This is a genomic window from Haemophilus parainfluenzae (assembly GCF_014931275.1).
Lineage (GTDB): Bacteria > Pseudomonadota > Gammaproteobacteria > Enterobacterales > Pasteurellaceae > Haemophilus_D.
In genome coordinates this window covers 1149549-1161698 of sequence record NZ_CP063110.1, presented here as the reverse complement: position 1 = coordinate 1161698, position 12150 = coordinate 1149549, and the positions used below count along the sequence as shown (strand labels likewise).

The following is a 12150-nucleotide window of genomic DNA, read 5'->3' as shown; positions in this document are numbered from 1 at the left end:
TACAAAAACTGCGGTCAAATTGACCGCAGTTTTTCTTTTAAGAAGAAAGCATTACATTTTCGGTTTTTCCATTGTTTTTGCTTTTTTCTTCATTTCTTTTGCTTTCATTTCTTTTGTTTTCATATCATCAGATTTCATTCCTTCTGATTTCATATTATCCATTTTCATGTCGTGAGATTTCATATCATGAGATTTCATCATCCCATCAGATGCCATTTTGTCATTTTGCATTGGCATAGCGTCTTTTGTCATCGGCATGGAATCTTTTGTCATCGGCATGGAATCTTTTGCCATCGACATTTCATTAGATTTCATATCGGTCGCATAAAGACTGGTTGCGAAGAAAAGTGCAGCAATAGCAGTAAAGGTTGTTTTTGAAGTAATATTTTTCATTTTGAATCTTCCTTAATTTGTGAATAATTAGCATTGGATGGAAAGGTTTCCCCTTTCATTATCATTAGACGAATGAGAAATCTATTTCTTACACTTTTTTCAAGGAAAAAATATGAAAACTGGAATTTCCAATAAAGACTTGGCTCAAATTAGAGAGCAAATGCTGAAATTTGCCACATTACAGGTGGGCGATTCTGTATTAGCTGAAGATTTGGTGCAAGAGAGTTTTTTAAGTGCATTTAACCATCTTGAGCAATTTAAACGACAAGCGGCATTTAAGACCTGGGTCTTTGCTATCTTAAAAAATAAAATCATTGATTTTCTTCGTCAGAAAGGCAAATTAGTGCTAGAAACCGAAATTGAAGATGAAGAACAAACTAATCATTTCTTTGATGAAGGGGGCCACTGGAAAGCTGAACATTCTCCACTCGATCTCGAACTGAGCGAAAGTGCGGTCTATTCTGAAGAATTCTGGCTGATTTTTGAAACTTGCTTAACTTGCCTGCCAGCCAAACAAGCCAAGATTTTTATGATGAGAGAGTTTTTGGAATTATCTTCCGAAGAAATTTGCCAAGAAAATCAACTAAGCATAAGTAACTTGCACACGACACTCTATCGTGCTCGCTTACAACTTCAAAACTGCTTATCTCATAAACTTTAAGGAGTGATTTTATGAAATGTCGCCAAGCGACTCGACTCATTTCAGATGCGCAAGAACGCTCATTAATGACTAAAGAAAAAATTGGGCTCAATTTGCATCTTGCCATCTGTACACATTGCCGTAAATTTCAACGAAATTGTGGCACATTGAGAAAATTAATGAAGGATTTCAAGGGATAAAAAATCGGAAGACAACTTCCGCTTATTTACTCTATTACTTCGCAATTAACGCTTCTGCACGTGAAATCACTTCTTTAACTTCATCATCCGTCAATTTACCTTCTTTCACAAATTGCACCTTGCCGGTTTTATCAAGCAAAATAATCACGCTGTCTTTTTCACGCAATCCCCATGCATTTTTGACCGCACTTTTATCATCTAAAATCACTTGGCTGTGGGCATTTTCTTTTTTACCTTTTTCTGCACTACTTTTCACAAACATGCCTGTGCCCACGACGGCATCATCTGCATTAATAATCGTCGTGGTTTGATATTTAGCTTGGTTAAAATGAGAGGCTTTGATGGCTTCTATCATCGCTTGATTTCTCTCTTTTGCCGCACTTCTGCCTGCAATATGCTGAATCACTCGAACTTTGCCTGGCAATGCCGTTGAGCTCCACGATTTATACGCTACATCATTGCCATTTAAAGTGATTTCACCTTTATCCGAAACCGTTACGTTCGCTAAAATCTGATTAGGTTGAATATTGTGTGCGAATGCATTAACTGAGATTAAACTGCCCATCACTGCACTCAAAAGCATGATTTTTTTCATAAATACCTCATAAATTTCGTGAAATTGCCCATTTTTTGGCGAATAGTCACTTTTTTGTTATACTCCGTGCGCATTATACTTTGCTTAAATCAGATAAAGAAGGAAAAAGAAATGGATCAAATGCCAGCTTGCCCAAAATGTAAAGGCGAATATGTTTATCATGATTCTGTGAATTTTGTTTGCCCTGATTGTGGCAATGAGTGGAATGGTAACGAAACAGTTGAAACCGATGACGATCAACTGATTGTTAAAGATAGCAACGGTAATTTATTAGCCGATGGTGATGATGTGCTTTTAATTAAAGATTTAAAATTAAAAGGTTCATCTGAAGTGTTGAAGAAAGGCACTAAATTCAAAAACATCCGTCTAGTAAACGGTGATCACAACGTCGATTGTGGAAAAATCATGTTGAAATCCGAATTCTTGAAAAAAGCTTAAGAATTCACAATAAAAAGAGCGGTCGATTTTAACGTTGTTTTAAATCGACCGCTCTTTTTTTATTTTCGTTATACCTTCGCAGGTTTCACAATTTCACTTGGATAACAACCAAGCACTTTCAGATAATTACTGAATTGCTTAAGCTCCTCCAAGGCAATTTGGGTATCTGGATGATGAATGTTTCCTTCAATCTCCAAATAGAACATTTCTTCCCAAGGTTTGCCATAAATTGGACGAGATTCAAGCTTGGTCATATTAATACCGTGCTTTTTAAACACAAGTAAAGCATCCACTAGGGAACCCGCTTGTTGCGATGTTGTCATCAACAATAAAGTTTTTGTGTGAATTTGTGGTGAAACTTCACGAGCTTGTTTGGCTACCACAATAAAACGAGTAATGTTGTTTTCTTGATTCGCAATATTATGTTTTAACACATGTAAGCCGTAAAGCTTGCCACCATCTTCATTACCTAATGCCGCAATATTCGGTTTATTCAAGCTTGACACAAGCTGCATTGCATGAGAGCTACTTTCGCAGTACTCGATATGCACACGCTCAAGACTTTGAATAAATTGACTACACTGCTGGATCACCTGTGGATGGCTATAAAGTGTATCAATTTTGCTTAAATCATCCTGCTCATTCACTAAAACACAGTGTTTGATAGGATAAGCCAACTCGCCCACCAAAGATAAGGTTGTATGTTGAAGCAAATCATAAACTTCATTAATTGCACCTGACGTGGTGTTTTCTAAAGGAAGTACGCCATAATCAGCTTCCCCAATTTCAACCTTTTCAAAAATTTGAGCAAAAGAATCGCAACTGATTTCAGCAAATTGTTGATGGTAGCGAGCCGCATAATTACGCGCAGCCAAATTAGAGTAAGAACCACGCTTGCCTAAAAAAGCGATATGTAACGTTTCTTCTCGTTGCTCATTGAGTTTTTTCTGCAAATACACTTGTTGTGTTAACACTGAATCTTCAATGATTTTTTGGAAGACTGATGTAATATACTGTGGTTCAAGCTGATAATTTTGACTTTCAGCAAATTGCACAAGCTCTTGTAAGAGCTGTTGTTCACGCTCTAAATCACGCAACGCTTTTTGCGTTACTTCTTTGCTTCTCACTACATCATATGCCAGACGATGACGCTCTGAAAGCAGCTTTAACAAGCTGCGATCAATTTGCGTAATTTGCTGACGAATTTCTGATAAATCTAATGCCATTTCATTCCTTATTTAAAGGTTACTTCATTGTGAGGGATGTATTTCTCCGCATTAATAGGTGAATTTTTCTCAAAAAATTCTTTTAAAACATCCGCATCAATAAAACCAGTATTAACAAAAGTTGGATTTTTGGTCATAACCGGATAACCATCTCCACCTGCAGCATTATAACTTGGTACAGAAATACGGTAAATTTTATTTAAATCCAATGGTTTGCCTTGAATTTTCACATTTTCAACTTTCTTATCCGCACGATTCACTGTCATGCTGATACCTGAATATTGTGCATAGGCACCAGAATCTACTTCTTTCAATGCCACCACATTTAAATAATCCAATAATTCTTTACCGGTTAATTCAAAATAGCTCACAATGTTACCAAATGGATGGATTTTTAAAATGTCTTTATAAGTCACATCACCTTCTTGGATAGAATCACGAATACCACCTGAGTTCATGATACCAATGTCTGCTTTCGCTTTTTGGCGTTGTGCTTCTGCAATTAAGTGACCAAGGTTAGTTTGTTCAAAACGAATAATGGTACGATCACCTTCTAACTTACCATTTAGTTTACCCACTTTTTGGCTTAATAAAGCATCTCCTTTATCTTGGTAAGATTTTAAAAGTTTTTCCATTTCTGGATCTTGTGGAATCTCTTCGGCATAATTCACATATTCTGTTTTGCCATCTTCTTTTTTCACTTTTTTCTTCAAGTTCACTGGAATTAATTGATAATTCACTAATTTTAATTCACCATTTTTGAACTCAAAGTCTGCACGACCAACATATTTACCCCATTCAAACGCCTGCATAATCCAAGTACCATTTTGGAAATCTGGTTTACATGGCTGAGTTGGTTGATAATCTTTAATCCATACACCTTTGTCATCCACACAAATCGGATCATGGCTGTGGCCACCGATAATCATATCGAATGCGCCTTTATCTAAATTACGCGCAAGACTTACATCGCCTGGTGCATTTGAACCATGTTTCGCATCATAGTAATAGCCCATATGTGTTAAAGCGATTTTTACATCGGGCTTAACTTTTTCATTTAGCTCTTTTAATGTGGCTTTTGCTACTGTTGTTGGGTCTTCAAACTTCACATTGTGAAGATATTCTGGGTTACCTAATTTTGCGGTATCCTCTGTGGTTAAACCGACCACGGCAATTTTAAGATCTTGTTTATTTAAAATGGTATAAGGTTTAACTAAAGTTTTACCTGTTTTGGTGTTAATGACGTTTGCAGATAAGAATGGGAAGTTCGCCCATTTTTCTTGCATGTCAAGGATTTGTAATGGATTATCAAACTCGTGATTACCTAATACGGTTGCTTCATAGCCCATCGCATTCATTGCTTTAATGTCAGGTTCTGCTGTTTGCATATCTGACTCAGGTACACCGGTATTAAAATCACCTGCATTTAATAAAACGAGTGAGCCACCTTTTTGCTCCACTTCGGCTTTTACGCGATTAACAATTGTTTTGTGTGCTGGAAAGCCATATTCACCTTTTGCATTCGGCCAAAAATGTCCGTGCGTATCATTGGTGTGCAATATGGTAAATTGATAAGTTTTATCTTGTTCATATGCCATTGCCGCAGAAGTTGCTAGCACAAGAGGAAGTACGGTAAATAATTTTTTCATAATAAAAAACACCTCTATTTTTGACCGCTCTTTACCTTCGCAGAAAACAAAAATAACAGAGCAAGATAGGAAATAAAAAAGCTATACTCCCGAAAGAAGTATAGCTTTTCAACAAAACATTGTTAGATGAGTACCTGTGCAGGCGCAACATAACCTTGTGGAACTTGTTTCTTATCTTCAAAGGTAACAAATTCCCACGCTTCCTGATCGGCAAGTACAGCACGGAGTAACTTATTATTTAAACCGTGACCAGATTTATAAGCTTTGAAATCACCGATGATGTTATAACCACACATATAAAGATCGCCAATCGCATCAAGCATCTTGTGACGAACTAATTCATCTCTGAAGCGTAATCCGTCTTCATTTAAGATACGGTAATCATCTAATACGATGGCATTATCTAGGCTACCGCCTAATGCAAGACCTTGAGATTGAAGATACTCAATATCTTTCATGAAACCAAAGGTTCTTGCACGACTAATTTGATGTACGAATGCTTGTGCTGAGAAATCCATCACGTAATTACGTACATTTTTACTAATTGCAGGATGATCAAAGTCGATTGTGAAATCTAAACGGAAACCATTATAAGGTTTGAATTCTGCCCATTTGTCACCGTCTTCTACTCGTACATTTTTCTTAATACGAATAAATTTCTTCGGTGCATTTTGTTCTTCAATACCTGCGTCTAAAAGCAAGTAAATGAATGGGCTTGCACTACCGTCCATGATTGGAATCTCAGGTGCATCAACTTCGATAATGATATTATCGATACCTAAACCTGCTAATGCTGCGTTTAAGTGTTCTACGGTTGAAACACGCACACCTTGTTCATTCACAAGTGCAGTACAAAGCATTGTATCGCGCACTGAATCCGCATTCGCAGGGAAAGTCACTGGCGGATTAAGATCAGTACGGCAGTAAATCACGCCAGTATTCGGCATAGCCGGGCGCAACGTTAATGTTACTTTTTTACCGCTATGTAAGCCTACACCTGTGACTTTAATGCTTTGTTTTAATGTTCTTTGTTTAATCATCTCTTTTACCTTATTGCTTTACAACAAGATTACTTTTACTCTTATTTCTCATCACGACCAAATGATGCCGGATTGAAGAAATTAGGATTGTTTCTTAACTGTTCTAAACGACTTGGATCAAGCGGTTTATTTAAGTTACCGTATTGCGAATTTTGTTCCTGTGCTGGTTCTGGTTGTGGATTATGTCTTAATGCATCTAAACCATGTAAACCAACTGGCGGTTGTGGTTGAATCGTTTCTTGCGCTACAGGTTGTTGAACTTGAGCTTGTTGCACTGTCGCTTGGGGACGAGCAATCACTACAGGCTCTGCTGAAACTACATCACCTAAACCTGTCGCAACGATCGTTACACGAATTTCATTGCTCATTTCAGGAACTAAACTGGTACCTACTACGATAGTTGCGTCCTCTGATGCAAAGCTACCTACTGTGTCACCCACCACGTTAAATTCATCAAAGCCGAGATCCATGCCTGAGGTAATATTAACAAGGATACCCTTAGCATTAGACAGATCGACTTTCTCTAATAAATCATTTTTAATTGCAAGACGTGCTGCTTCTTCTGCACGACCCGCACCAGGCTCACTTTGAGCAGAACCAAAACCAATCATCGCTTGGCCCATTTCCGACATAACGGTTCTTACGTCAGCAAAGTCCACGTTGATTAAACCTGGAGAGGTAATCATATCGGAGATGCCCATAACAGAGTTACGTAATACGTCATTCGCAGCAGCAAAAGCATCAATTAATGTTGCATTTTTCGGGAGAACTTTTTGAATTTGTTGGTTAGGAATGATGATCATTGAATCCACATATTGTGAAAGATCTTTAATCCCTAATTCAGCAAATTGCATACGTTTTTTGCCTTCAAAGCTAAATGGCTTAGTAACAACAGCAACAGTTAAAATGCCTAATTCTTTCGCTACTTTAGCAACGATTGGTGCCGCACCAGTACCTGTACCACCACCCATACCAGCAGCGATAAAGACCATGTCTGCACCTTCAAGCATTTTACGGATTTCTTCTTGGTCATCTTCAGCCGCTTTACGACCTACATTTGGATTTGCACCCGCACCAAGACCTTTCGTTGTTGCCCCACCAATTTGTACAGTTTGTTGAACTTGGCTTTTGCGTAATGCTTGCGCATCGGTATTCACCGCATAGAATACGATCTTACCGTGTTCATCGCTATCAATTGCACTTTCGCCCAAGAAATTACCATTGAATTCTTGTTGAACCATGTTAGCAACCATGTGGTTAACTGCGTTACCGCCGCCTCCACCAACACCGACAACCTTAATCAGTGCACCTGTTTGCTCTTCAAAATCACCATACTCTGGGTATAACATTTGCTGTTCTCCGTTACTGCTAATACTCTGTTAGCATATTAATAAAAGTTAAATATTTTCTATTGTAAATTAAAACGCTAAAATTATCAAAATTCTGACTTCACTTTATTGAAAAAACTTTTTACACCTTTCCAGATTTTTTTGCAAAGCGCCTCTTCGCCGTAACCAGGATCAACAGGATCATTATCACTATTTTGATGATGATATTGTAGTAACCCGACTACTGTTGAATATTGCGGGCGATTTACATAATCCGTTAAGCCTGTAATATTCAATGGACTACCAATGCGCACTTGGCAACCAAATACATTCGAAGCACAATCTTTTAGGTCTTCAATTTGTGCACCACCACCGGTAATAACGACACCAGCAATTAATTCAAATTTAATATGTTTGCTTTCTAAATCTGCTTTAAGCTTATCTAATTCGTCCTTAACAACGCCTAATAGTTCAATATATCTTGCTGAAGTGATTAAAGATAAATCACTTTTTGTTAAAGCACGTGGCGCTCGCCCACCAATACTTGCTACTTCAATTTTTTTATCACCATGTAGGCGAGCTGGATACAATGCACTTGCATAGTTCACTTTAATACGTTCGGCTTCTGCACGAGAAACGGTACATGCATGAGCAATATCATTCGTGACAATATTGCCTGCATAAGGAATAACCTTGCTAAAGCGTAATGAACCATTGGTATAAACCATCACATTCATAGTACCCGCGCCGAAATCGATTAAGCACACGCCTAAATCTTTTTCATCTTCAGTTAAAACAGAATGCGTTGCAGCAAAGCCGGAGAACACCACTTTATCAACTTGTAATCCACAACGCTCAACCGCTTTTTTCAAGTTATTTTGCCAGTCTTGGTGACAAGCGATTAAGTGTACATTTGCTTTCAAACGAACACCGTGTAGACCTAATGGATTTTTAATATTAACTTGTTTATCTACCGCGTATTCTTGAGGAATAATGTGTAATAAAGAAAGGCCTTCAGGTAATTTTACTGAACTTGCTGTATGTAAAGCATCATCAATCTCTTCTTGAGTCACTTCATTTTCAGAAATAGCAACAAAACCGCTCTCATTCAGGCTTTGAATATGTTCACCCGTAATTGCAAGAGTCACACTCATAATTTGGCAATCAGCCATTGATTCAGCCGCTTCAATAGCACGTTGGATAGAGTTAACAACGGCATCTAAATCAGTAATACTGCCACGATCAATCCCTTTCGATGGACAGCTACCCACGCCAAGTACGTTTACGACGCCATCAGGAAGCACTTCCCCAACAACAGCAACAACTTTTGATGTACCAACTTCAAGACCTACAATGACTTTCGGTTCCAACTCTTTTCCCATTTTCTTATTACACCTAATGAATTATTTTATTTCTCTGTCAATCCAACCGCTGCTGATGCAGATGCATAGCGCAAATCTACATAATCAATTCGTTTACCTTCAGGCACTTCAATTTGTGGGTAAATCGTTACAAATCGATCTAATTTTGGTTTCCAATCTCCGCGCCCAAGTTTCAATACTATATCATTATCTAGCGTAACTTGCCATGCACCGCGATCATCAATTCGAACACCTTTAACAACTAAATTTTTGGCTTTAAAATCAGCGAAAATTTGATTCCAAGCTTCTAATACTTTCAAGCTTTGATAATCTGGGCCACCTAAATAAGGTAAAGCTTTTTCTTTTAACTTATCCATCGGTAATTGGAAAACAGTTCCCTCTTTTGTGACGAACTCTGTTTTATTCCAAATTGCAACTGGCTGATATTCTGACAGCCAAATACTTAAACGATTTGGCCAAATTTTACGAACCACCGCACCTTTTACCCACGGAATCGTTTCAAGTTGCTCTTGAATTTGCTTAACGTCTTGTCCCCAGAAGCCCTTGAGAGAGCCCATTTTGAGCAACACATCCTGCACATCCGGATAAGTGGTAAATTCATTTTGACCTACTAAGGCATAGGCAGTAATTTTTCTATCACCGTCTAAGCTTTCAAGCCAACTCTGCCAGTTTGAATAAACGAAATACCCTAGCCCCGCACAAAGTAACACCAAAGCAAGTTTAATCTGCAACATAAAACGGAATTTACCTTCTCCGTTAGATGTGCGACCAAATTGCGTTGGCGGTGTATTTTTGCGCTTAATTACATTCATTACGCACTCAACTCCAAAATTTTCACAACGAGTTGTTCAAATGAAATTCCGACTGTTGACGCAGATTTAGGGAATAAACTGTGACTTGTCATGCCTGGGTTCGTATTTACTTCGACTAAACGGAAATTACCTTGTGCATCAGTCATCACATCAATGCGGCTCCAGCCACGACAACCCACGACGTCATAAGCTCGTTTAACTAATTTCGCTAATTCTTCTTCACCTTCAGCTGAAAGGCCGGCAGGACAAAAATATTGAGTATTATCTGAAATATATTTCGCATCATAATCATAAAACTCACCTTCTGGCACAATGCGAACAGCTGGCAATACTTCACCACCTAAAACAGGCACAGTTAATTCATCACCAGCCAACCATTCTTCAATCAAAATGGTGTTATCAAATTTAAGTGCATAATCGACCGCACTTTTTAATTCTTCGACTGCTTTTACTTTCGTTAAACCCACACTTGAACCTTCAAGAGATGGCTTAACCATCAAAGGTAAACCTAACTTTTCGACCACAGCTTGTGGGTTTAGTTCGTGAGCGTTTTCTTTGGTCACGATCTCCATATCAGCAACAGGTAAACCAAAGGATTTCCATAACATTTTAGTACGCATTTTATCCATGGTTAACGCTGAAGCCATCACGCCACAACCAGTGTAAGGCAAACCGATTTGTTCTAATAAACCTTGCATGGTGCCATCTTCACCTCCGCGACCATGTAAAATGTTAAAGACACGATCAAAACCATCAGCCTTTAAATTCGCGACATTATATTCTTTAGGATCGATACCATGTGCATTATAACCTTGGCTCACTAATGCGTTTAACACGGCTGCGCCAGAATTAAGGGAAACTTCACGTTCAGCAGATGTGCCGCCTAACAATACAGCAATTTTTTCTTGTTTTAAATTCATTGTTTTATCCTGTTTTCTTTTTATTCTTCATCAAAAGTGCGGTTATTTTTCGGTGTATTTATGCTTTCCAACTCTCAGCTAAACCACGAGAAATTTTGCTTACACTTCCCGCACCTTGGGCAAGAATTAAATCACCATCTTGAATAATTTGATCTAATACATCGCCAAGTTGTTCCGTATCAGAAACTAAAATAGGATCGACTTTTCCTAGATTACGAATAGAACGACAAAGTGCTTTACTATCTGCACCGACAATTGGTGCTTCGCCTGCGGCATACACGTCTAACATAATCAATGCATCCACTTGGGATAATACTTGCACGAATTCATCAAATAAATCGCGAGTGCGTGAATAACGGTGAGGTTGGAAAATCATGACAATACGTTTATCCCCCCAACCTTCGCGTGCCGCTTTAATTGTTACATCAACTTCTGTTGGGTGATGACCATAATCATCCACTAAGCGTACTTTACCATTTGGACGGATAAACTCACCTAATTGGTCAAAACGTCTGCCCGCACCTTGGAAATCAGCAAGCGCTTCTAAAATTGCTTCATTGCCAATACCTTCTTCTTTTGCTACAGCAAGTGCTGCCGTCGCATTTAACGCATTGTGTTTACCTGGCACATTCAATAATACATTGATGCGTTCACCACTTGGGCAAACTACGGTGTAATGGCCTTGGAAACCCGTTTGTTCATAATCCTCAATACGGTAGTCAGCATGTTCACTGAAACCATAGGTTAATACTTGACGTCCAACTTGAGGAACAAGTTCCATTAATACCGCATCATCTGCGCACATCACCGCTAAACCGTAGAACGGTAAGTTATGTAAGAACTTCACGTAAGTGGCTTTCATCTTCTCAAAATCACCACCGTACGTATCCATATGATCCGGTTCAATATTGGTTACCACAGAAACCATAGGTTGCAAGTGTAGGAAAGATGCATCACTTTCATCTGCTTCTGCGATTAAATAACGGCTTGCACCTAAATGCGCATTTTTACCGGCTGATTTAACTAAACCACCATTAACGAAAGTTGGATCCAGTTTCGCTTGAGTATACACCATCGAAATCATGGCAGTGGTGGTGGTTTTACCATGGGTACCCGCAACAGCAATACCATGGCGGAAACGCATAATTTCAGCTAACATTTGTGCTCGCTGAATCACGGGAATACGATTTTGTTTAGCAGCGATTAATTCTGGGTTGTCTTCATGGATCGCACTTGATACCACAACCACACTTGCCCCTTTCACATTTTCAGCTTGGTGACCAATGAAAATTTTTGCGCCAGCTTGAGCAAGACGCTGAGTCACGACACCATCTGCAATATCAGAACCAGAGATATCATAACCTTCATTCAATAAAATTTCGGCAATCCCACTCATACCAGCACCACCGATACCAATGAAATGAATTTGTTGAACCCGACGCATCTCAGGGATAATCTTTCTAATCTCGTCCGAAATATGTTTCATATTATTTCACCTTTATTTTTAACCGCACTTTTAGGTTAAGG

13 protein-coding genes are annotated in these 12150 nt (G+C 38.6%); 3 read left to right on the top strand and 10 right to left on the bottom strand.

Translation table 11 applies throughout. The features are described 5' to 3' along the window. Window positions 1-51 precede the first annotated feature (51 nt). Complete coding sequence (locus INQ00_RS05740) at window positions 52-393, bottom strand: hypothetical protein (RefSeq protein ID WP_049370109.1); 342 nt, start codon at window positions 391-393, stop codon at window positions 52-54. Window positions 394-505: 112 nt separating this feature from the next. Between INQ00_RS05740 and INQ00_RS05735 the strand changes: the two genes are divergently transcribed. After that, entirely contained in the window at window positions 506-1054 is a 549-nt protein-coding gene (locus tag INQ00_RS05735) for a sigma-70 family RNA polymerase sigma factor (protein WP_049370108.1), read from the top strand. Window positions 1055-1065: 11 nt separating this feature from the next. After that, window positions 1066-1233 carry a zf-HC2 domain-containing protein gene (locus INQ00_RS05730; protein ID WP_049366225.1) on the top strand — a complete coding sequence of 56 codons (168 nt, stop codon included), beginning with the start codon at window positions 1066-1068 and terminating at the stop codon, window positions 1231-1233. Between the two features lie 34 nt (window positions 1234-1267). Here the strand turns inward: INQ00_RS05730 and INQ00_RS05725 are convergent, their stop codons facing one another. Then, on the bottom strand, window positions 1268-1828 hold the full coding sequence (locus INQ00_RS05725) for a YtfJ family protein (protein ID WP_197546468.1): 561 nt from the start codon (window positions 1826-1828) through the stop codon (window positions 1268-1270). Window positions 1829-1939: 111 nt separating this feature from the next. Here INQ00_RS05725 and INQ00_RS05720 point away from each other — a divergent pair, with 111 nt between their 5' ends. After that, a complete protein-coding gene (locus INQ00_RS05720; RefSeq protein ID WP_197546467.1) occupies window positions 1940-2266 on the top strand; it encodes a zinc ribbon domain-containing protein YjdM in 327 nt (108 codons plus the stop codon). 68 nt (window positions 2267-2334) lie between these two features. Here INQ00_RS05720 and pheA read toward each other — a convergent pair whose 3' ends face one another. From pheA to murC, 8 genes are all read right to left on the bottom strand, one after another. Beyond that, the gene (gene pheA / locus INQ00_RS05715; protein WP_197546466.1) at window positions 2335-3492 is read right to left on the bottom strand and encodes a prephenate dehydratase; all 1158 of its coding nucleotides are present in this window, start codon (window positions 3490-3492) and stop codon (window positions 2335-2337) included. Window positions 3493-3500: 8 nt separating this feature from the next. Beyond that, a complete protein-coding gene (gene ushA, locus INQ00_RS05710) occupies window positions 3501-5141 on the bottom strand; it encodes a bifunctional UDP-sugar hydrolase/5'-nucleotidase UshA (RefSeq protein WP_197546465.1) in 1641 nt (546 codons plus the stop codon). Between the two features lie 122 nt (window positions 5142-5263). Then, window positions 5264-6181 (bottom strand): UDP-3-O-acyl-N-acetylglucosamine deacetylase, encoded by a 918-nt coding sequence (gene lpxC / locus INQ00_RS05705; protein WP_049364420.1) that lies wholly within the window; start codon window positions 6179-6181, stop codon window positions 5264-5266. Between the two features lie 41 nt (window positions 6182-6222). Continuing rightward, a complete protein-coding gene (gene ftsZ / locus INQ00_RS05700) occupies window positions 6223-7530 on the bottom strand; it encodes a cell division protein FtsZ (protein WP_014065037.1) in 1308 nt (435 codons plus the stop codon). 86 nt (window positions 7531-7616) lie between these two features. After that, window positions 7617-8891, bottom strand: coding sequence for a cell division protein FtsA (gene ftsA / locus INQ00_RS05695; RefSeq protein WP_054418147.1), 1275 nt, complete (start codon window positions 8889-8891; stop codon window positions 7617-7619). Window positions 8892-8917: 26 nt separating this feature from the next. Next, window positions 8918-9703 (bottom strand): cell division protein FtsQ/DivIB, encoded by a 786-nt coding sequence (locus INQ00_RS05690; protein WP_197546464.1) that lies wholly within the window; start codon window positions 9701-9703, stop codon window positions 8918-8920. Then, window positions 9703-10623 carry a D-alanine--D-alanine ligase gene (locus INQ00_RS05685; RefSeq protein ID WP_197546463.1) on the bottom strand — a complete coding sequence of 307 codons (921 nt, stop codon included), beginning with the start codon at window positions 10621-10623 and terminating at the stop codon, window positions 9703-9705. The genes INQ00_RS05690 and INQ00_RS05685 overlap by 1 nt, the downstream gene beginning before the upstream one ends. Window positions 10624-10681: 58 nt before the next feature. Next, window positions 10682-12109: a UDP-N-acetylmuramate--L-alanine ligase gene (gene murC, locus INQ00_RS05680; RefSeq protein ID WP_197546462.1), complete on the bottom strand. Its 1428-nt coding sequence runs from the start codon at window positions 12107-12109 to the stop codon at window positions 10682-10684. Between the last annotated feature and the right edge of the window lie 41 nt (window positions 12110-12150).